Raw genomic sequence first — 21,282 nt, 5'->3', positions numbered from 1 at the left:
AATTTCCCTCCTATGCTCCATAAACTTTTATATCCCTTGTCAAATCCATTTCCAGAAGTGCATGCAACAAAAATCTTGTTACAGTTATAGCTGTAAAGAAGCTGGATATAACACCTATTAAAAGTGTCAAAGCAAAACCTTTCACATTTCCCGAACCCATGTAAAAAAGTATAATAGCACCAATAATAGTAGTCATATTAGCATCAAAAACAGCTGTAAAGGCTCTTCTAAAACCTGCGTCTAAAGCAGCTCGTAAACTTTTACCTGCCCTTAGTTCTTCTTTAAATCTTTCAAAAATTAAAACATTAGCATCAACAGCCATACCAATTGACAATAGAAAACCTGCAATTCCTGGTAAATCTAAGGTTATATTAAATAAAGCATAGATTATTAAATTTATTAATATATATATTATAAGGGCTACATCTGCCATTATTCCTGGTAATCTATAAAAAGCTGCCATAAATAGTTAAATAAGTAATACGCCGTATATACCAACTTTGACAGCAGCATTGTAGGCACTAGGACCTAAAGTTGCACCTACAGAACTATAGGCTATTGGTTTTAATGTGACAGGCAAAGAACCCGCCCTTATAAGAGTCGCTAATTCAGATGCCTCTTGAAAGTCCTTCAAACCAGTAATCACCGCATTTCCATTTGTGATAACACTTTGCACTGTCGGTGCTGATATTACCTTATCATCTAAAACTATTGCAATAGGTTGATTTAAAAATTTTTGAGTAGCTTCTGCAAATTTTTTTGTTCCTTCAGCATCAAGTACTAACGTAACTTCTGGTTGTTGCACACCTGTTTCAGTTTGAGCATATACTGCTTTTGAATCTTTTACATTGGCACCTGTCAAAATAACTTGTCCATCTGGTCCTATAAATTTTAATTGAGCAGTTTTACCTATTATCTCTATTGCCCTATCAGGGTCATTCATGCCAGGTAATTCTACACGAATTCTATTTGACCCCTGTTGAGCTATCACAGGCTGAGTCACACCAAGGGCATCTACTCTATTCCTTATAACCGCAATAGCCTTATTTATCTCATCTTGTGTAACATTGCCCTCGGCTTCTTCCAATACATAAACTCCTCCTCTTAAATCCAGCCCTAACCTTATGCGATTTTGTATAGAACTTATGGAATAATTACCTACCTTTATTCCAAAAAACGCCACATATGCAACTATCGCTGCAATAACAATTACAGAAAAAAATTTGATAGCCCCTTTACTTCTCATTCGAATCCTCCTTCATAATTCAACTATTTTCTATTATATTACTTTTATTGTAAACGGTCAATTGCCCAAAGTTAGAAAAATGTAATTTCGCTAATTCTACATAAAGTTCATAGGAGTGACGAATATTTTCAATTTCCTCTTGAGTAAGTTTTCTTATAACTTTTGCAGGATTTCCAAAAGCAAGACTGCCCTCAGGAATCTTTTTACCTCCTGTTACCAATGAACCAGCTCCAATTATACAATTATCCCCTATTTCAGCATCATCTAAGATAATCGCTCCCATGCCTATTAATACATTATTCCCTATTTTACAAGCATGAAGTATTGCTCCATGTCCTATCGTGCAGTAATTCCCTATATAGCAAGGATGTCCTTCTGTAACGTGTACAACGCAATTATCTTGTATATTAGTTCCTTCTCCAACAACTATTTTATCTATATCACCTCTTAACACAGCACCATACCATATATTTACATCTTTTTTTATTTCTACATCTCCAATAACTTCTGCTGTTTCTGCTATATACGCCTCATCATCTATTTTAGGCTTCATACCTTTATATTCCTTTATTATCATTTTTCTCACCCATAAGCATTTGATACGCTTTTATGGCAATCGCATTTTCAAAACGCCTTTTTTGCATCTCACAGGCCAGCTTGTACGGCTTATTAATATCTCCATTTATGTTGTAGTTATTTGCAAAACATCCTCCACTGCAATAGAACCTTGCCCAGCATTTGGTACACTCTTCTCTTTTGTAAATATCGCTTTCTATAAATTTTTGCTGCAATTCTTTATTAGTTATACCTTCTTCAAGATTTCCTAATTTAAATTCCTCAATACCTACAAATTGATGACAAGGGTAAATATCTCCGTCAGGGGTCACCGCTATATACTCGAAACCAGCACCACAGCCTTGAAGCCTTTTTTTAATGCAAGGTCCTCCTTCTAAATCTATTTTAAAATGATAAAAAGAAAAAGGTCTTCCTTCTTCATATCTCTTTATATACTCTTCCGCTAATCTATCGTATTCCTCTAAAATTCTCTCCAAATGCTCCTCTTTTAATGTATAGTCTTTATCTTCTTTTTCAATTACAGGTTCTACGGATATTTCATAAACTCCCAAATCAGCAATATGCAACACATCCTTAGTAAAATCTAAATTTTTTGCTGTAAAAGTCCCTCTCACATAGTATTCTTTTTTCCCTCTTGATTCAACGAATTTTTTTATTTTTGGAACTATTGTATCATAACTTCCATTACCGTCTACACGTATCCTCATGCTGTCATTTACTTCTTTTCTTCCATCCAAACTAAGTACCACATTAGAAAAATTTTCATTAAAATACTTTATTTTCTCATCATCCAGCAAAACTGCATTGGTTGTTATGGTAAATTTAATTACTTTTTTATTTTCTTTTGCCTTTTCTTTTCCATATTCTACTAACTGTTTAACTACCTCAAAATTTAAAAGGGGTTCACCACCAAAAAAATCAACTTCAATATTTCGCCTTTTCCCAGAACTTTTTATCAAAAAATCGATTGCTTTTTTACCCGTCTCAAAATCCATCAATTTGCGACCACTTTTAAAATCTCCCGTAGAAGCAAAACAGTATTTACACCTTAGATTGCAATCGTGAGCCACATTTAGACACATGGCCTTTATAACAGAATCATTTCTCGGTGCTGAAATATCCTTATATATATCTTCTGAAAATAATAACCCTTCTTCTCTCAATTTGTCAATTTCTGCAATAGCTTCTAGTATATCTTCTTTTTTATATTTATGTTGAAGTAAATTTATAATTTTTTCTTTTGAATGATTTTCATAAAAGTCCAAAACATCATAGATAATATCATCTACTACATGAATAGAGCCACTTGCTGGATCTACTACAATATTCATTCCTAATCTTTTAAATTTGTGTATTAGCTCTGACATTTTTTAACCTCCATTGCAAGTTTAAATGGCAGTAATTACTTTACTGCCATTTGAGTATTATGTATTAGTATTGGCACTCTTGGTTTGCTACAGTGCAAGAAGTCTTACAAGCAGACTGACAAGATGCTTGGCATTCGCCGCAGCCTGGTTTTCTTAAGCTGTTTTTTAATGTCGGTTTGTTAATCGTAATAATATGTTTCATCCTACTTCCCTCCTCTTCTTGATTTATTATAGCACATAAAGAGAAGTAATTAAAGTTATAAATTAATGCCTATCATGCCACCTAAAGCACCTAAAACAGCTCCCCAAGCATATTTTACCGCCCAAGAGGAAGTAGGCCCTAGTTCTTTTACAAAAAATGTCCCCAAAATCAGCATAATAGTTACATACAGAATACCAGCAATTCCTCCATTTAGCCATCCTTTGCTGGTTGTACGTCTTGCAGATAAAGCACCTGATAAAACTATGCCTATTATGGTTATCAACAAAGTAAGAGTAGGCAAAGTTAATTCAGATACAGCTGTAAAGGTCAAAAGTAAAGCGTAAATTATGAAAAAACCGAGAGTGAGAATATAAGATATTAAAACCCCTGTAAAAATTCCAATAATATTTATACCACTTCCCTTTTCCAAACCAAACCTTCCTTTCAAAATTTCACCCCCACAGTTTTCTTACTAAAATGTATGCTTTTTATTTCTAACATAGTACATAAAAAAAGATGCGGCAAACCGCATCTTGTTATTTCTCTTCTTTTTCGTTTTTGTCACTGGCTGACCTTATAACTCCTCCAACTGCCCATTTTGCAATCTTTAGTCTTACTTTATCTGCTCCCATTTCTAATGTTATCACATCGTCTTTTATATTTAGAATTTTACCATAAAAACCGCTTTTTGTTATAATCTCATCACCTGGTTTTAAAGAATCCAGCATTTCTCTCTCTTTCTTTTGTCGCCTTTGTTGAGGTAAAATCAATAAAAAGTAAAAAATTGCAAGAAAAATAAGCAGTTGAACAATTACATAAGTCGTTTCTGGACTCATCAATAATCCTCCTTATTCCCATAATATTTTTCAAAAAACTCTTTCTTAAATTCAAGCAGCCGGTCTTGCTTTATAGCTTCCCTTATCCTCTCCATTAATTTAATGAGAAAATAAAGATTATGTAAAGTAGCAAGCCTTGCTGCTAAAATTTCGCCAGCCTTAAACAAATGTCTTATATAGGCCCTAGAATAATTTTTACAAGTATAGCAATCACATTCTTCGTCTAAAGGAAAAAAATCTTCTGCATAAGGGGCATCTCTTACTATTAATTTGCCTTTACTTGTAAAAACTGTTCCATTTCTCGCAATTCTCGTTGGAAGCACACAGTCAAACATATCAACGCCTCGTATTACTCCCTCTATGAGGTCATCAGGACTTCCCACTCCCATAAGATACCTCGGTTTGTCTTCGGGTAAATTTTCCGTAGTCAAATCTACCATATCATACATTACATTTTTCGGTTCTCCTACACTTAATCCCCCTATAGAATATCCAGGAAAGTCCATGTCTACTAATCTTTGAGTACATTCTCTTCTTAAATCTTCATAAGTTCCACCTTGAACAATGCCAAAAAGAGCTTGTTTTTCTGTATATCTATGGGCTTTTTTCCCTCTTTCAGCCCATTTGATGGTAAACTCTATAGATTTTTTGACATACTCATAGTCTGCAGGATAAGGTGCACATTCATCAAAGGACATTATTATATCTGCACCTAAGGCATTCTGTATCTCTATCACTTTTTCTGGAGTAAAAAAGTGTCTAGACCCATCTATATGAGACCTAAACTCTACACCGTCTTCTGTAATTTTTCTTAAAGAACTCAAGCTAAAAACTTGAAATCCTCCACTGTCTGTTAAAATTGCTCTATCCCAATTCATGAATTTATGAAGTCCACCGGCTTTTTCAATAATTTTATGGCCTGGCCTTAAATATAGATGATAAGTGTTGCTTAAAATAATCGTTGCTCCAATTTCCTTTAATTCTTCAGGAGTCATAGCTTTTACAGTTGCTTGTGTTCCTACTGGCATAAACACAGGCGTTTCTATAGCACCATGGGGAGTTTCTAATATTCCCAATCTTGCTTTTGTTCTACTGTCTTTTTTGATAAGCCAATATTTAATCGCTGCCATTATATCCTCCTATTCTGGTCAAATTATAAGCATTGCATCTCCAAAGCTAAAAAATCTGTATTTATGTTCAATTGCTACTTGATAAGCCCTCATTATGTTTTCTCTACCAGCAAAAGCTGACACCATCATAATTAAAGTAGACTCAGGCAAATGAAAATTTGTTATCATACCGTCAATAGCCTTAAATTTGTAACCAGGATATATGAAAATATCAGTCCAACCACTTTTTTCTTTTACATAACCATTTTCGTCAGCAACTGTTTCAAGAGTCCGAGTAGAAGTTGTACCAACTGCTATGATTCTTCCACCACTTTTCCTAGTTTCATTTATTTCATTAGCTGCTTCTTTTGTAACAATATAAAACTCTTCATGCATCTTATGGTTTTCAATTTCTTCTTCCTTTACAGGTCTAAAAGTACCTAAACCTACGTGAAGAGTTATAAAAACAGTTTTTACTCCCATCTGCTTTATTTTTTCTAACAACTCTTTTGTAAAATGAAGCCCTGCAGTAGGAGCAGCTGCAGAACCTTCGTATTTTGCATAGACAGTCTGGTATCTATCCTTATTTTTTAATTTTTTCTTGATATAAGGGGGAACAGGCATTTCGCCTAATTTATCCAATACTTCTTCAAATACCCCTTCATAATAAAACCTTACTATTCTCCCTCCTGCTTCTGTAGTATCTAAAACTTCTGCTATTAGCTCTCCAGTTCCAAAAACAAATCTTGACCCTATTTTAGCTCGCCTTCCGGGTTTAACTAATGTTTCCCATTCATTACTGGATATCCTTTTTATAAGAACAAATTCTATTTTCCCACCTGAATCTTCTCTTCTTCCAATAAGACGAGCAGGAATAACTTTTGTGTCATTTAAAACAAGACAATCACCTGCTTTTAAATATTTTGTTATGTTTTTAAAAATATCGTGCTCAATTTCACCGGTTTTTTTATTTAAAACCATCAATCGAGAACTTGACCTGTCTTCTAAAGGTTCTTGTGCAATTAATTCTTTTGGTAGCTCAAAATAAAATTCACTGCGTTTCATTTTTCTTTGCGCCATCCTTTTATAAGCTTTTGTTGTTTATAGTATCGTATACCTCAATACCTTTATAATAGTATTTTAAAATAGAAATGTAATTATACCCTTGGTCTGCCAGTCCTCTCGCCCCATACTGGCTTAACCCTACCCCGTGTCCATAACCACTGCCTTTTATAGTATAAACTTCACTGGGCTTGTCTGTCTTTTTTAACTCTTTAATGCCATTTGCCCCTACCGCATAAAAAGTATCTTTAGAAACCTTCGTTATCCCTTTATTATTTTGAATATTTATCTCTTTTAAAGAAATTTTTTGCGAATCACTGTAAGAAGAAATCGCGTAGGCTTCAAATTCACTGCTACCATCGCCCTTTATGTCAATCATAGTGCTTTTTAATCCAAAGAAAGACCGTATGTCTCCTTTTCGCAAAGTAAAAGTTCCCTTTGTACCGTAAATGGTAACAGCAATCGCTCTTCCAGTCCAGCTTTTTTCTGTAACTTTTACATCTACTATATCTCCTATGTCTTGTCCTTTATTTAAAAGCAAGTTTTTTATCTGGTCTTTTGTATAAGTTACCATCCAACTATCATGATAACTGTTATAGCCAAAAACGTATTTATCCTCCACTCCTTTTAAATAAGGAACATCAGCAGAAAAATAATTAATATTGTCTTCTGTATATCCTCCGCTGTGGGAGTGATAAAGGGCATCTATAAGTTTTCCTTGATATACAGCCACTACACCTTTTGTTTCGTCTACCGCTTCATTTGTAGAAGGAGCTTCTCCATCATATCCTTTGTAAACCTGTGTGTTAGTATCGTTTGTCAAATCAAAACCATACTTTCCATATCTCCCTACATTTTTAGCAGCATAAGTTCGTGCAGCCACTGCTTGTGCTTTTAAAGCTTCTATATTCCACCATGCAGGCATTTCTCCTGGCACAACACCATATAAATATTCTTCCAAAGGTACAACATTTATAGCGGTCATATCACTGTCTTGTTGCCTTCTAAACTCAAACATGCCTCTGTAGCGTTTTGATTCTATTGCCATAGGAATACCTTCAGGATTAAGCTTACTTACATATAAATCAGCCTTCATATTAAACAAAAACAAGTTTTTTGCTCCATTGCGTATCAAAATATTTTTGTCCGGTAACACCTTGGATATATTGGTATAATTTTTTGAAAGAATCTCATAGGCAGATTGCAAATCCGCTAGCGTCAAATAAGGTCCTATGTATATATGATATTTTCCATCAAATCCTATTAAGGCATTGGTAATTCGATTTACTATTTTCGCATACTCACTATTTGCCATTTCAAAATCATCATAGCTTCCCATCATCAAATAAAAACTATCATCTTTTATAACTTGCACGTTTTGCATACTAGTGCTAAAAATATTAACCAAATTTCCTGTATTATTTTCATATGCAAAATTAAAACCTACAGGGGATGAAAGTTGATAAGAAGATTTGGCAGTTTGTCCATAAAAAAGCCCTATTTTTATAATTTTCGGTACGCTAATGTCAGCATTCACCGTAGAACAAGGTAAAAGAGTCAAAATCATAGCACTAATTATACCTACTATTACAAATTTTCTAAACCTCACAAATTACAACCCCTTTTTCATATGTTATTTTCTAAAAATCCATAAAAGTAATGTCAAAAGAAGACTCAACAACAGGCTTGTCATAAGAGGAAAATAAAAAGTGAAATTTCCTTTTTGATAAACTATGTCCCCTGGTAGACGCCCTAAGCCAATTTTTGAACCTACAGAAAAAAGCACCCCTATTAAAATCAATATAGCTCCCATCAATATCAACATTTTGCCAAAACTATCAAACACCTTCTATCCTCCCCTGTTCTATATAAGGATATTTAAGGTAATCATAAGCTAATTTTGTAACAACTCTTCCCCGCGGAGTCCTGTTTAAAAAACCTATTTGTAAAAGATAAGGTTCATAAACATCCTCTATTGTATCACCATCCTCTCCTATTGATGCAGCAATAGCATCGATTCCTACAGGGCCACCGCCAAACTTTTCTATAATAGAAACCAAAATCTTCCTATCAATGTATTCTAATCCCATCTCATCTACACCTAATACGTCTAGCGCTTCTTTGGAAGTTTTAAAATTAATGTATCCATTTCCTCTTACTTGTGCGAAATCTCTTACCCGTTTTAGAAGCCTATTGGCAATTCTCGGAGTCCCTCGGGACCTTTTCGCAATCTCCAAAGCAGCATCTTCATCAATTCCAATGTTTAAAATGTTCGCTGACCTTTTAATTATTTCTTTTAATTCATCGACTGAATAGTAATCCAAACGGTTTATAACCCCAAATCTGTCTCTCAAAGGAGAAGTCATAAGAGCAGCCCTTGTCGTCGCTCCAATTAAAGTAAAACGCGGAAGACTAAGCCTTATAGACCTGGCACTTGGACCTTTTCCTATTACTATATCCAACTCAAAGTCTTCCATTGCAGGATATAGAATCTCTTCTACACTTCTATTGAGTCTATGAATCTCATCAATAAAAAGTATGTCATTCTCCTGTAAGTTAGTCAAAATTGCTGCCAAATCTCCCGACCTTTCTATAGCAGGACCTGAGGTTATTTTTATTCCTACTCCCATTTCATTAGAAATTACCGTAGCTAAAGTCGTTTTTCCAAGGCCAGGAGGACCATATAGCAGGACATGGTCAAGGGGCTCTTTCCTCATCTTAGCAGCTTCTATATAAATTTTTAATTCCTCTTTTATCTTTTCTTGACCTATATACTCAGAAAGCCACCTAGGACGCAAACTATATTCGGAGGCATCTTCCTGTGTAAAACTTTGAGTTAGTATTCTTTCCTCCATTTAATTCACCCTATTTCATTAATTTTTTCAAGGCTTGTTTTACAGTCTCTTCTACACTGTTACAAGTAATATCTGCCAAAGCAGAAATAGCTTCACTTTTACTATAACCTAATGCCAATAAAGCCTCTAAAGCCTCATTTGAAAGATTATTATCACTTTCAAAAACTATCTCCTTTGGAAGCTTATCTTTCAATTCCAAAATAATTCTCTCAGCAGTCTTTTTCCCTATTCCCGGAACTAATGTAAGAGCTTTATAATCGCCAGTGTTAACTACTTTTGCAAAATTATCAATAGGGACCACAGATAAAATAGATAAAGCACCTTTAGGCCCTACCCCATTAACAGATAATAACTTTTCAAACAAATCTAACTCTTCTTTTGTTTTAAAGCCAAAAATTTGAAAACCATCTTCTCTCACATGTAAATATGTATAAAGCTTAGTAATATTCCCTCTAGTAGGTAAAGCTTTTAAAGTAGAAAATGGAACAAAAACCTTTATGCCTATACCCATAAAGTCAATTATTACATAATTTTGTCCAATATCCTCAATCATTCCTCTAATATACTCAATCATTTTGAATACCTCAACTTTTCAATCATATTGTTACTGTGACAATGGCATATGGCAACCGCCAAGGCATCAGCCACATCGTCAGGTTTAGGAATTTGATCAAGATTTAATAAAACCTTCACCATTTGCTGAACTTGATGCTTATCTGCTTTTCCGTACCCCACAACTGCTTGTTTTACTTGCAAAGGAGTGTATTCAAAAACTTTTATTCCCGAATTAACAGCAGCTAAAATACAAACTCCTCTGGATTCTCCAATAGTAATGACAGTCTTCGCATTTTTATTATAAAAAAGCTCTTCTATAGCTACTACATCAGGGCAGTAAGATTTTATAAGTGATGTAATTCCATTGTATATATCGTGTAGGCGCAGTGCCTTATCAATACCAGCTTTTGTAGTAACTGCCCCGTAATCTACAACAGTGAATTTATTGGATTTATAATCTATTATACCATAACCCATTGTTGCAATTCCAGGATCTATCCCTAATACCCTCATTATATCCATCTCCTTTTATTTATTTTAACATCAATAGCCTTTATAAACAAGAAAAAGTTCTCCTAAAATTAAGGAGAACCTACAGACTGATGACAAACTTTCGTAAAGTAGATATTTTACATAAGTTGCGACTTGTGACAAAGCGCTAACAAAGCTTAGCAAGACTGAGGATGGAGGCGGGGCCGAAGCCAGGAGGGCGGAGGCGGGCACCTAAGACAGGACGTCGAATGTGCCCGGTACTCCGCCGCAATCCGAAAGTCGCGCTTTAGCTTTGTCGCTTTGGAACTTCGGAGCAACGATGTAAAATATCTACTTTAAATAATTTTTGGTTCTTTGTCAACAAACTGAAAGTTCTCCTAAAATTAAGGAGAACCTAAGAACTTAGATTTGTTAATATTTGATACGCCTCATCTTTGTCTTTTGTAATTATATTTTTCATCACTCTTTCTTTGTCAAAAGGTGTTAAACTATCCAGTGGAATATCTGTTTTTTCCACAACTTCTTTATTGCCATTTCCATCACTTTTTAGCAAAACAACATATCCATTTATACTAGAAATTATATAATAATCTGCAGGCAACCCTTCTTTTTCTCTGTAAAGAACTATTTCCTCTTCATCGAAATTTTTAATTTTCCAACCAGTATATATCTTTTCAATTTCTTCCTTGCTCTTCCCATAAAGAGAAGGGGTTAAATTTTGAACTTCCCGCACTATTTCTCCATTTTCAAGATACTTAGTTTCAAATATAAGTTTACTTTGGGAAATTAATTTTTTAGCAAGAGCTTCTTGTTGAGAAGAAATCCCCTGCTCATAAACTATATTTTTTTCCCTTCCTTCCTTTTCGTTATCTTTAACACTAATTAAATATCCAACCATCATTCCTATAAATATAGCTAACATATATATCATAACCATTTTATAGGAAATTAGCTTTTTCATAACATCTCCTCCTGTTTTATGTAATTATAACCAATTTTAAAAAATTTATTCTCTTTGCAGGATTTTGTCAAAAAATATCGAATAATATTCATAAGGGAGGAGATGATGAAGTGGCAAATCAAATTGTAGTTTTTAAATTAAACAATGAAGACTTTTGCGTTGACATCAATCAGGTAATTGAAATTATACGGCTCCAAGCAATTATTAAAGTACCCGATGCGCCTACTTTCGTAGAAGGTATAACTAATCTAAGAGGAACAGTCATCCCTATTGTAGATTTAAAAAAGCGCTTCAATTTGCCTTTGTCAGAGAAAAATGACAATAATCGAATTATCGTAGTAAATGTCACTAACAGACCGGTGGGTTTCATCGTTGACTCAGTAACAGAAGTGTTACATGTAGACGATAGTTCCGTACAAGAAGCTCCAGAGATTATAAAAGGAATTGGAAAAGAGTACATAACATCTATTATCAATTTAAACGACAGATTGATAATTAATTTAGACTTACACAAAGTTTTAACAGAAAAAGAAAAGAAAGAGATAGAAGAAATGTAGCTTCTTCTATCTCTTTCTTCTATTCCTCATCCTCGTCTTCTATTTCCACATTGTGATAAACGTTTTGTACATCGTCATTTTCTTCTAACTTGTCAATTAATTTTTCGAATTTTTGGTAGTCTTCAGGACTTAATTGTATAGTATTTTTAGGAAGCATTGTAACTTCTGCCTCCGAAATTTTATACCCTGCTTTTTCAATTGCCTCTTTTACTTCTTGAAAATTTGACGGTTCAGTAATTATTTCAAATTCTTCATCTTCTGCAGAAAAGTCCTCTGCACCTGCATCTATTGCAACCATTGCAAGTTCTTCTTCATCAATAGAATCATCTTTTCTAACAGTGATAATTCCAACTTTGTCAAACATCCACGTAACAGAACCGGCTGCTCCTAAACTACCACCATTCCTATCAAAAATATGCCGTATTTCACCTGCAGTTCTGTTTTTATTGTCAGTCAAAGCTTCAACAATTATAGCAGTACCAGCAGGGCCGTATCCTTCATATATTACTTCTTCTAAATTAGCTCCTCCTAATTCACCGGTACCTTTTTTAATAGCCCTCTGTATATTTTCATTCGGCAAATTGTTAGCCTTTGCTTTTTCTATAGCATCTCTTAACTTACTGTTAGTATTAGGATCACCACCGCCTTCTTTAGCCGCTTTTATAATATCTTTGGTGAGTTTTGTAAAAATCCTTCCCTTTTTAGCATCCATTTTTTCTTTTTTATGCTTTATGTTAGCCCATTTTGAATGCCCTGACATAAAAAACCTCCTTCACTGTGGCCTAAAATATTTTAACACAATAATATAGGGCTTGTAAATTAATCCTCTCTAAAAAGTTGTGTGCTCAAATACCTCTCACCACTGTCAGGAGCCATTGCTAAAACCTTTTTCCCTTTGCCTAACTTCTTAGAAACCTCAATTGCTGCCCATAAAGAAGCACCTGTAGAAATTCCTCCAAGTATACCTTCTTTTTTTGCCAAAAGGCGAGTCACCTCAAAGGCGTCTTCATCTTTTACAGCAATTACTTCATCTATGACATCTCTATCTAACACCTTTGGAATAAAACCTGCTCCAATCCCTTGAATTTTATGAGGACCAGGCTCTTTACCAGAAAGCACCGCTGCTGAATAAGGCTCTACTGCAATAATCTTTACATTAGGAAATTTATTTTTTAATATTTTCCCAACTCCTGTAATAGTTCCCCCTGTACCTACACCTGCCACAAAAGCATCTATACCATCCTTAAAATCTTCAACTATCTCTTTAGCAGTAGTCTCTTCATGAATTAACGGATTTGCAAAATTTTCAAACTGCTGTGGCATAAAATAATTTTTATTTTGTCTTACCAATTCTTCTGCTTTTTTTACGGCACCTTCCATTCCTAATCTGCCAGGGGTAAGAATTATTTCAGCACCATATGCCGCTAAAAGCATTCTTCTTTCCATACTCATAGTATCGGGCATAACTATTATTACTTTATATCCTTTTGCTGCTCCTACCATTGCCAACCCAATGCCTGTATTTCCGCTTGTAGGTTCAATAATTACGCTTCCTTTTTTCAATTTACCTTCTTTTTCTGCCTTTTCTATCATTGCAAAAGCTACTCTATCTTTAACACTGCCACCCGGATTAAAAAATTCCAATTTTAGATAAATTTCTGCCCACTCCTTCTCCACAATTTTATTTAATTTAACAGCAGGCGTTTTTCCAATCAGCTCAAAAACATTGTTAGCAATCATAAAATTTACCTCCATTTGTACATTACTATAAAAATTTTAAACTTTCTACGTAACATATGTCAAATGGAAATTAGAATATCAAACATTTTTAGAGAAAAAATAATAATATCAAGTTACAAAAGGTGATAAAAAATGACTGGCAAACTAAAACTTTTCGTTATAGGATTCATAACTGGTATTATAAACGGTCTTTTAGGTGCAGGTGGAGGTACTTTAATAGTCGCTGCATTGGTTTTTTTACTTGGCATAGAAGACCATAAGGCTCATGCTACGGCGATTTCAATCATACTACCTATTACTTTAGTCAGTAGTTTAGTGTATTTACAAAATAGAATAACCGACATTCCTATAACCATTAACATAGCTATAGGAAGTACAATAGGAGGATTTATTGGCGCATATTTTCTTAATAAAATCTCCATACCTTTATTAAGAAAAATTTTTGGAATAATAATGCTTATAGCTTCCGTCAGGATGTGGATATCATGAAACTATTTTTAATAGGACTTTTTTCAGGAATTGTAGGGGGAATGGGAATTGGAGGAGGAACAATTCTCATTCCTGCATTAACAATCTTTGCTGGAACCGAGCAACACATTGCTCAAAGTGTCAATCTTTTTTCTTTTATTCCTACAGCAATTATCGCACTAATATACCATTTTAAAAAGAAAAATATCAAATATAAAATTATATTGTTTATTATAATCGGTGGAATAATAGGAAGTGTTGTCGGAGCTATTATAGCAGCAATAACAAAAGCTTTTATATTAAAAAAAATATTCGCTGTTTTTTTATTTTGTATGGGAATATATGAACTTTTCTCAAAGCCCCGCAAATAATTAAAATAAGAGGAGATAGTTCTCCTCTTATTTTCTCTTGTCTGTTTCCAACATTACACAGGCATTATAAATAACTTTTAATCCAAGGTTTTTGGCTTTTTCCACCAGTTCCTCACTTTCTGCCCCCGGTTGAAACCAAATAATTTCTACACCTAATTTTGCAGCCTCTTCTACGTACTGCTCACCTATACTTGGAGAAACTACCATATCTACAACCTCTGGTATCACAGGTAAGCTGGACAAAGAGTCATAGCAAGGATCTCCATCTACTTCTTGATACTTAGGATTAACAGGATAAACAGTATACCCGTTTAATTTAAGAGCTCGATAAATTTTATATCCATATTTACTTTCTCGAGGAAGGGCTCCTACTACAGCCCATACTTTCCTTTTCATTGCTTCTTCAACATAGTCTACATAGGAATTATCTAACTCCATTTTTTCTACCTCCTAAATCAATTGATGAATCTCCATTTATTTTCCCCACCATTTTTATAAGAAATTAAGCTTATGGTGCATAATATTCATTACCTTTTTTAAGAAGGTATACATCCCCTTCAATTTTTATGTTACACCTTTTACTTGTCAAATCATTTATAAAACTTTGAAATTCCAATAGACGGTCTTCTTCAATATGTGATACTATAGAAACTTTATCTGAATACATAATATCTTTAACATAATAGCCTTTTTTTAGAAGCTCATTTTGAATTTTTCCCAGCAAAGTATAATCAAAAGTGAGGATTATACTTTTCGCAGGAATTTTTTCTACTATTCCAGCAGCATCAATACCTATTTTTGCCCCTTTTGTGTAAGCTCTCACTAATCCTCCTGCTCCTAATAATATTCCACCAAAATACCTTGTAACCACAACAGCAACGTTTTTTAATCCTTCTTTTTTTATCACATTTAATACAGGTATACCTGCTGTGCCAGAAGGCTCTCCATCATCACTAAAACGCTGAATTTCATCATTTTCTCCAATAACATAAGCATAAACGTTATGGGTTGCCATTCTGTGATTTGCTCTAATTTCCCCTATAAATTTTACCGCCTCTTCCTCTGAAGAAACTGGTTTAGCATGTCCAATAAATCTGGAACGCTTTATTTCGATTTCAGCAACTCCGTAAGAATATAGCGTTTTATAACTTTTAGCCAAAATAGCACCCCTTTGTAATTATACCAAAATATAATCAAAAAATAAAGCCGTTACCGGCTTTATTAGGCTTCATCAAAGCTTTTTCGCCTATGCCAAAGCCTTCGTCAACGTCTTGTATTTAAAATAAGAAACGTTTACAAGCGATTTGTCTTGACTATAGGTAATCATCTCCAAAGCCTTGTCTATAGGATAAAAACCTCCATCGACAAAGCCATCTTCTTTGCTAATATTAAATTCCTCTTCAAAAGTAGTCATGAGATACCAAGTAATTTTATTAAAGACAGGACGCTGACGGGTAACAGAATAGAATTCGTAACTGGTTTCACCAGCAGTAGAAAGGACTTCAACAGATTTAAGGCCTGTTTCAGTACAGACTCTCCTTATGGCCACATCAATAGGCAATTCATTATTTCTAATAACCCCTTTTGGTAACACCCATTCCCCTTTCTCATTTTTAAGAATGAATACACTATCTCCTTTGAATACAACTCCACCAGCGCAATCTCTTATTAACATTTACAAGCCCCCTAAAATTTTTATTTTTTTCTTTTAATATAATATTCTTTAAAAACTTTTAAATTCCTTCTTAAATTTTTAATTTTATTTTTATTTTTATCCATATCTCCACAATTATACATCAAAATTTAATTTTTCCATCAAAAAAAATCAATTTACCAGTATAAAAATCTCTAAATTATAAAAAATATTTAATGTAAAAAACAAGGAAGGGGAGTTTCAAATGTATATAATTTATCACTGTTATGGCGGAACGCATACTTCTGTAATAGCATCTTACATACACACTGGAAAACTGCCAATGGACAGAATTCCATCTAAAGAAGAAATAGAAAGCATATCTTTGTTTGATAAATTAAATGGCCAAAATGACCCGGGACACATCGTTCCTATTGGTACTGATGAATATGGCAACAACGTATATTCTATGGGGGTAAAAAATGCCAAAAAGTTAATTGAGCCAGCTCTTAAAGATTTATACTATCATATATTCAATACAAACGAAGGACTGCTTTTGATTGACACGACTGGTACTACAAACTGGATTATGAAAATTGGCGGATTTACTTCTATTGCTTTAAAATTTCCTGTTATAGGAAGGCCTTTAGTCATTTATGGTACGCAAAAAGCTTATAAAAAAATTGTTCAAATAGTTAAAAACGTAAAGGCTCAAGAAAAAGCAGAATACAACGCTATTAAACGATAATAAAATCTTTGAGTTTCTCCTTTGTTTCTTTTTGAACTTCAGCTTTTATCATTATCCCGTCCTCATTATAATTTTCTTCAATTATTTTTGTTTTTTCTTTTAAATAATTGTATTCTTTAGTCTTATCATAAGGCAGTAGAAAATTCACTACTTCCACATCTTTAAAAATTTCTCTTTCTATTGCCTCCAATAAATTATCAAATCCAATTTTATTTTTTGCGGAAATATAAACTTCTCTTTCATTTCCTTTAAGTACAACTTCCAAAAGGTCAATTTTATTAAAAACATTTATCTTAGGGATATTAATAGCCCCTAAATCTGAAAGAACCCTTTCTACAACCTTTATCTTTTCCTCCATATCTGGTGAAGTCACATCAATTACATGAAGCAATAAATCTGCATATTTAACCTCTTCTAATGTAGATTTAAAAGCCTCTACAAGGTCATGGGGTAATTTTCTAATAAAACCTACGGTATCAATCAAAATCACTTCTCTCCCTGAAGGTAAAATAAGTCTTCGGGCAGTAGGATCAAGTGTTGCAAATAATTTATCTTCCACATAAACTTCTGCCTTTGTAAGAGCATTAAGTAGTGTGGATTTGCCCGCATTTGTATATCCTACTATAGCTACAACAGGAACTTGATTTTTTTTACGTCTACTCCTTTGTAAATCTCTATGCCTTTTTATTTCCTCCAGTTTCTTTTCTATTGCCTTTATTCTATTTTGTATATGCCTCCTATCAGCCTCTAATTTTGTCTCACCAGGTCCCCTTGTTCCTATTCCACCACCCAATCTTGAAAGTTGTCCCCCCATACCTACAAGACGTGGTAGACGATACTTTAATTGTGCTAATTCTACTTGCAACATACCTTCTTTTGACCTTGCCCTTTTAGCAAATATATCAAGGATAAGATTAGTTCTATCAATCACTTTTACATTTAAAAAGTCTTCCATATTTTTAATTTGAGTACCAGTAAGCTCATCATTGACAATAATAAGGTCAGCCTCTTGATTCTCAACAAAAAATTTTAATTCCTCCAACTTACCTTTGCCAATATAATGAGCTTTGTGGATTGTATCACGCTTTTGCGTCATAACACCTATTACTTCTACACCAGCTGTCAAAGCCAGCTCCTTTAATTCTCCCATACTTTCTTCATCTTCAGTTGTTGAAATGATTCCTACTAAAATTGCGCGTTCTATCTTTTCATTTCTGCTTAACTCTTCCATAATATCACCAACCTTGAAAAATCTTCTGTAAATATAAATATATCACAAACAAAGGAATCTATAAATAATGACTAGGTAAATTAATAGCACTTTTTATAAAAAGGGTATTGAAATTTTTATTAACCTATGATAAGATATCAAATGTAATAACTTGCCGAAGTGGTGGAATTGGCAGACGCGCTGGACTCAAAATCCAGTGGGGCTTACACCCCGTGTGGGTTCGACTCCCACCTTCGGCACCAGAAAAATCAAGGTCTCCAGAGTTTTGAACTTTCTGGAAGACCTTTAAATATAGGTCTAATAATGCAATTAGTAATGCAACGAAAAGGGTATCTCTTAAAAGGATACCCTAAAAATATCTACCTTGTCTATTTTTTTAACGCATTTTACGTATTACACGCAAAATTAGTATTCATTGCGGGTTTCGGGAACGCAAAATTTACGTATTTTTTTACGCATTATATACAAAGCTTATCTTTAGCCTTGGGTTTTACCAAGGTTTTTTGTTTTACTAAGGAGTCCATTAAAGGATTGCGCTGCTAACTCCTGTAAACCAGGTACTAAGTAACTGTAAAGGTCTAATGTCATAGTTATGCTACTGTACCCTAATCTTTCTTGTACCACTTTAGGATGTATACCACGGGCTAGAAGGAGGCTAGCATGAGTATGCCTTAAATCATGCAACCTCACCTTTGGTAATCCTGCTTTTTCTAAAAGCCTTTGAAAACACTTTGTGAATTCTCTAGAGTCTAAAGGGCTTCCATCCTCTTTGCAAAATACCAGTCCATTATCTTGATATGCTTCTCCAAATAAAAGTTTTTCTCGTATCTGCCTTTTTCTATGTACCTTTAATTCCCTTATAACATCATCGGTTAATGTTATGCTTCGCTTACCATTTTTACTTTTAGTACACGTCTTAAACCTGTTGTAGCTGCTACCACATAAGCTGCAAATAACCTGTCATCTTTTGTTACTTCAAAGAATTTTAACAATTCTTCTTCTGTTAAAGGTCTTATTTGTTTGTTTTATAGTGGGAGGATTAGTGACATCAGCTACATTCCTAGTCAACAATCCTTCTTTTACTGCTTGCTGTAACGCTTGTCGGATAATTACATGTAAGTATCTTACCATTCTTGTAGATAAGCCACCTTTCCCATCTGCTCTCTCGTTTTCTAATTTTTGATTATAAAAGCTCTGTAACATGTGAGGTTGTAATTTTGCAAGTTTTATTTTTTTCTATCTACAATATGCGTGTATCTTGAAAGACTTGAAAAAATACCTATAGGTGGGCGAGACCCGAAAAAATTTCTCTCTAGAACCCTTGAATCCCTAGGTCTTTCAAAGGTTCTAGAGAGAAGCTTACAGTATGCCTAATTAAATATTTTAACCAAAATTATTCACTTTCATGCATAAGATTAAGATATAGAAAAAAGGTCATACTTAAAGATAGAACAGATAAAGATGTTAACTGATTCTTTTTTACTCTCTCTTTTTAAGCTTTTTTTCATGATTTATTTGTATTTTTTCGTGTGGCACATGAAAATCAACTTCATCTATATCGAGTATATCAAGTCTTTCTTTTATATTTTTGTATGTCGATGTATCACCAAATTTATTTACTGTCAACCTTGATTGATTTACATTGCTATTGATAACACCCGCGCCTCCAATGCATCCACCAATGCATGCCATTCCTTCTACAAAATTATTGGGAAGTTTCCCTGCTTTCATTATTTTTAAAGTTTTGTCGCATTCCTCAAGTCCATTGCAAATAACCGGATTAAGTTCTATATCAATATCCATTTCTTTTATTGCTTCTTTTATAGCTTCTACTACACCGCCAGATCGTGCGAATTTTCTTCCAAATAGTGTCGCATCCTCAACTTTCATGTCTTCTTGCTCTTTGATATCTATTCCCGCTGCATCAAGTACAGCCACCATTTCTTCAAATGTCATGGCATAGTCTGTTATTCCCTTAATTTCATCTCTCATGATTTCTGATTTTTTTGCGGTACATGGACCTATAAAAACAGTTAATGCATCAGGATCAAACTTTTTAATATATTTTGAGATAGCCGTCATGGGTGATACTGTTGTTGATACATTTCGAATAAGCTCAGGATAGCTTTTTCTAATATGAGTCACAAACACAGGACAACAGGAGCTTGTCATGACTTTTATATCACCTATTTTTTCACTAAATTCTTTTGCTTCTTCTATTGCAACAAGATCAGCTCCAAGTGCAACCTCTACAACATCTGTGAATCCCAATTTCTTTAAAGCAGATTTAACTTGTCCTACTGTCTCATCTTTAAATTGAGATGCTATAGCAGGTGCCACTAATGCATAAACCTTTTTTCCACTCTTTATAGCTCTTATTATGTCTACAATATATGATTTATCTGTTATAGCACCAAATGGGCATGCCAATGTGCACATTCCACAGGAAGTACATTTCTCATAATTGATAACAGCTTTTAATTCTTCATCCATAGTTATTGCTTTCGCTGCACAAGAGCGTATACATGGTCTTAAAGTATCCGATATCGCATTATATGGGCATACATCTTTACATCTACCACATTCAATACATTTATCATAATCTATATGAGCTCTCTTATCTCTTATAGAAATAGCACCTCTAGGGCAAACTTCTATACATTTATGTGCTAAGCAACCACGACATGCCTCTGTAACCCTGTATCTTTTAATAGGACATCCTTCACAAGCTATATCTATTACTTGTATAATGGGTTCCTCACTTTCGATAGCATATTTCAGAGTTCTTTCTAAATTTTTACCCATTGCTAGTTTTGTTCTCTGCTCGAGAATGGCCCTCTCTTTATATACACAACATCTAAATCTAGGTTTTGAGCCAGGAATTATTTCATATGGTATTTTATTATATTCTTCTTCCAGTTTATCTTCTAATGTTAATTTTGCTACTTTGTATAATACCTCATACTTTAGCATCTGAATATCAGAATTAAATTTAAACAAGCCTTATTCCTCCTTTTCTAAAAATACTAAAAATAATTATTTTTCAAATTTTAATTTAACTTCTATAGTAAATCAATCCATCTATTTTAGCAACAGAAAGCATATTAAGGCAATATAATCAGTTGTAGGTAATATATTCTCATTTATACGAGATCACAAAAACGTAATTGAAGATATATCCTTTTAGAAAAACCGTATTAAGCTAATTGCGATGTTTAAAAGGATATTTGAAAGACCAAGTATAAGAAAGAATTAAGAAACAAAAAAAAAAAC

General features: G+C 33.8%; 26 protein-coding genes, 1 tRNA gene and 1 pseudogene. 5 read left to right on the top strand and 23 right to left on the bottom strand.

The genetic code is table 11. From position 1 onward, the window contains the following. Window positions 1–10: 10 nt before the first annotated feature. From secD to I4N53_RS09250, 14 genes and pseudogenes are all read right to left on the bottom strand, one after another. Window positions 11–1,246 (bottom strand): annotated as a pseudogene (gene secD, locus I4N53_RS09315) (protein translocase subunit SecD). A 19-nt stretch (window positions 1,247–1,265) separates the two neighbouring features. Beyond that, window positions 1,266–1,823 carry a gamma carbonic anhydrase family protein gene (locus tag I4N53_RS09310; protein WP_012995087.1) on the bottom strand — a complete coding sequence of 186 codons (558 nt, stop codon included), beginning with the start codon at window positions 1,821–1,823 and terminating at the stop codon, window positions 1,266–1,268. Then, window positions 1,804–3,189 carry a thioether cross-link-forming SCIFF peptide maturase gene (gene scfB / locus I4N53_RS09305; protein ID WP_214496093.1) on the bottom strand — a complete coding sequence of 462 codons (1,386 nt, stop codon included), beginning with the start codon at window positions 3,187–3,189 and terminating at the stop codon, window positions 1,804–1,806. The genes I4N53_RS09310 and scfB overlap by 20 nt, the downstream gene beginning before the upstream one ends. Before the next feature lie 64 nt (window positions 3,190–3,253). Beyond that, window positions 3,254–3,391: a six-cysteine ranthipeptide SCIFF gene (gene scfA, locus I4N53_RS09300; protein ID WP_012995085.1), complete on the bottom strand. Its 138-nt coding sequence runs from the start codon at window positions 3,389–3,391 to the stop codon at window positions 3,254–3,256. Between the two features lie 55 nt (window positions 3,392–3,446). Further along, complete coding sequence (locus I4N53_RS09295; protein ID WP_012995084.1) at window positions 3,447–3,839, bottom strand: TIGR04086 family membrane protein; 393 nt, start codon at window positions 3,837–3,839, stop codon at window positions 3,447–3,449. 88 nt (window positions 3,840–3,927) lie between these two features. Then, a complete protein-coding gene (gene yajC, locus I4N53_RS09290; protein ID WP_012995083.1) occupies window positions 3,928–4,227 on the bottom strand; it encodes a preprotein translocase subunit YajC in 300 nt (99 codons plus the stop codon). After that, a complete protein-coding gene (tgt, locus tag I4N53_RS09285) occupies window positions 4,227–5,357 on the bottom strand; it encodes a tRNA guanosine(34) transglycosylase Tgt (protein ID WP_214496092.1) in 1,131 nt (376 codons plus the stop codon). Before tgt ends, yajC begins: the two co-directional genes overlap by 1 nt. Window positions 5,358–5,375: 18 nt before the next feature. Next, window positions 5,376–6,401, bottom strand: coding sequence for a tRNA preQ1(34) S-adenosylmethionine ribosyltransferase-isomerase QueA (queA, locus tag I4N53_RS09280; RefSeq protein WP_012995081.1), 1,026 nt, complete (start codon window positions 6,399–6,401; stop codon window positions 5,376–5,378). Between the two features lie 19 nt (window positions 6,402–6,420). Then, the gene (locus I4N53_RS09275) at window positions 6,421–8,007 is read right to left on the bottom strand and encodes a SpoIID/LytB domain-containing protein (protein ID WP_214496091.1); all 1,587 of its coding nucleotides are present in this window, start codon (window positions 8,005–8,007) and stop codon (window positions 6,421–6,423) included. 24 nt (window positions 8,008–8,031) lie between these two features. After that, window positions 8,032–8,244, bottom strand: a complete 213-nt coding sequence (locus tag I4N53_RS09270) for a DUF2905 domain-containing protein (protein ID WP_012995079.1) — start codon at window positions 8,242–8,244, stop codon at window positions 8,032–8,034. After that, complete coding sequence (gene ruvB / locus I4N53_RS09265; protein WP_012995078.1) at window positions 8,237–9,253, bottom strand: Holliday junction branch migration DNA helicase RuvB; 1,017 nt, start codon at window positions 9,251–9,253, stop codon at window positions 8,237–8,239. Before ruvB ends, I4N53_RS09270 begins: the two co-directional genes overlap by 8 nt. 10 nt (window positions 9,254–9,263) lie before the next feature. Beyond that, window positions 9,264–9,827 (bottom strand): Holliday junction branch migration protein RuvA, encoded by a 564-nt coding sequence (ruvA, locus tag I4N53_RS09260; protein WP_214496090.1) that lies wholly within the window; start codon window positions 9,825–9,827, stop codon window positions 9,264–9,266. Then, complete coding sequence (ruvC, locus tag I4N53_RS09255; RefSeq protein ID WP_028992258.1) at window positions 9,824–10,321, bottom strand: crossover junction endodeoxyribonuclease RuvC; 498 nt, start codon at window positions 10,319–10,321, stop codon at window positions 9,824–9,826. Before ruvC ends, ruvA begins: the two co-directional genes overlap by 4 nt. A 373-nt stretch (window positions 10,322–10,694) precedes the next feature. Continuing rightward, entirely contained in the window at window positions 10,695–11,261 is a 567-nt protein-coding gene (locus I4N53_RS09250; RefSeq protein WP_012995075.1) for a hypothetical protein, read from the bottom strand. 110 nt (window positions 11,262–11,371) lie between these two features. On the opposite strand from I4N53_RS09250, the gene I4N53_RS09245 reads away from it, so the two are divergent. Next, complete coding sequence (locus tag I4N53_RS09245; RefSeq protein WP_012995074.1) at window positions 11,372–11,818, top strand: chemotaxis protein CheW; 447 nt, start codon at window positions 11,372–11,374, stop codon at window positions 11,816–11,818. Between the two features lie 19 nt (window positions 11,819–11,837). On the opposite strand, the gene I4N53_RS09240 is transcribed toward I4N53_RS09245, so the two are convergent. Then, window positions 11,838–12,578 (bottom strand): YebC/PmpR family DNA-binding transcriptional regulator, encoded by a 741-nt coding sequence (locus tag I4N53_RS09240; protein WP_012995073.1) that lies wholly within the window; start codon window positions 12,576–12,578, stop codon window positions 11,838–11,840. A gap of 59 nt (window positions 12,579–12,637) precedes the next feature. Then, the gene (gene cysK / locus I4N53_RS09235; RefSeq protein ID WP_012995072.1) at window positions 12,638–13,558 is read right to left on the bottom strand and encodes a cysteine synthase A; all 921 of its coding nucleotides are present in this window, start codon (window positions 13,556–13,558) and stop codon (window positions 12,638–12,640) included. Window positions 13,559–13,690: 132 nt separating this feature from the next. Here cysK and I4N53_RS09230 point away from each other — a divergent pair, with 132 nt between their 5' ends. Further along, window positions 13,691–14,047: a sulfite exporter TauE/SafE family protein gene (locus tag I4N53_RS09230; protein WP_012995071.1), complete on the top strand. Its 357-nt coding sequence runs from the start codon at window positions 13,691–13,693 to the stop codon at window positions 14,045–14,047. Further along, window positions 14,044–14,397, top strand: coding sequence for a TSUP family transporter (locus I4N53_RS09225; protein ID WP_012995070.1), 354 nt, complete (start codon window positions 14,044–14,046; stop codon window positions 14,395–14,397). The genes I4N53_RS09230 and I4N53_RS09225 overlap by 4 nt, the downstream gene beginning before the upstream one ends. Before the next feature lie 27 nt (window positions 14,398–14,424). Here the strand turns inward: I4N53_RS09225 and I4N53_RS09220 are convergent, their stop codons facing one another. The 3 genes from I4N53_RS09220 to I4N53_RS09210 form a co-directional block, all read right to left on the bottom strand. Next, a complete protein-coding gene (locus tag I4N53_RS09220) occupies window positions 14,425–14,835 on the bottom strand; it encodes a CoA-binding protein (protein ID WP_012995069.1) in 411 nt (136 codons plus the stop codon). 70 nt (window positions 14,836–14,905) lie between these two features. Further along, window positions 14,906–15,556, bottom strand: a complete 651-nt coding sequence (locus I4N53_RS09215) for a YigZ family protein (RefSeq protein ID WP_012995068.1) — start codon at window positions 15,554–15,556, stop codon at window positions 14,906–14,908. 87 nt (window positions 15,557–15,643) lie between these two features. Next, complete coding sequence (locus I4N53_RS09210) at window positions 15,644–16,072, bottom strand: NUDIX hydrolase (protein WP_012995067.1); 429 nt, start codon at window positions 16,070–16,072, stop codon at window positions 15,644–15,646. 223 nt (window positions 16,073–16,295) lie between these two features. Between I4N53_RS09210 and I4N53_RS09205 the strand changes: the two genes are divergently transcribed. Further along, a complete protein-coding gene (locus tag I4N53_RS09205) occupies window positions 16,296–16,778 on the top strand; it encodes a DUF3189 family protein (protein WP_012995066.1) in 483 nt (160 codons plus the stop codon). Here the strand turns inward: I4N53_RS09205 and hflX are convergent. Continuing rightward, on the bottom strand, window positions 16,768–18,009 hold the full coding sequence (gene hflX, locus I4N53_RS09200) for a GTPase HflX (protein ID WP_029688335.1): 1,242 nt from the start codon (window positions 18,007–18,009) through the stop codon (window positions 16,768–16,770). The two genes, I4N53_RS09205 and hflX, sit on opposite strands and share 11 nt — an antisense overlap. A gap of 153 nt (window positions 18,010–18,162) precedes the next feature. On the opposite strand from hflX, the gene I4N53_RS09195 reads away from it, so the two are divergent. Continuing rightward, window positions 18,163–18,251, top strand: a tRNA-Leu gene (locus tag I4N53_RS09195). A gap of 235 nt (window positions 18,252–18,486) precedes the next feature. Here I4N53_RS09195 and I4N53_RS09190 read toward each other — a convergent pair. From I4N53_RS09190 to I4N53_RS09180, 3 genes are all read right to left on the bottom strand, one after another. Next, window positions 18,487–18,870 (bottom strand): site-specific integrase, encoded by a 384-nt coding sequence (locus I4N53_RS09190; protein ID WP_342897044.1) that lies wholly within the window; start codon window positions 18,868–18,870, stop codon window positions 18,487–18,489. A gap of 114 nt (window positions 18,871–18,984) precedes the next feature. After that, window positions 18,985–19,140, bottom strand: a complete 156-nt coding sequence (locus I4N53_RS09185; protein WP_157629579.1) for a hypothetical protein — start codon at window positions 19,138–19,140, stop codon at window positions 18,985–18,987. Window positions 19,141–19,488: 348 nt separating this feature from the next. Next, window positions 19,489–21,009, bottom strand: coding sequence for a 4Fe-4S dicluster domain-containing protein (locus tag I4N53_RS09180; protein ID WP_013150225.1), 1,521 nt, complete (start codon window positions 21,007–21,009; stop codon window positions 19,489–19,491). Window positions 21,010–21,282: the final 273 nt, after the last annotated feature.

The sequence above is a fragment of the Thermoanaerobacter sp. CM-CNRG TB177 genome (assembly GCF_018588165.1).
GTDB lineage: Bacteria > Bacillota > Thermoanaerobacteria > Thermoanaerobacterales > Thermoanaerobacteraceae > Thermoanaerobacter > Thermoanaerobacter thermocopriae.
Note: the sequence above shows the minus strand (reverse complement) of the source record. Positions and strands in the feature narration are given on the sequence as shown.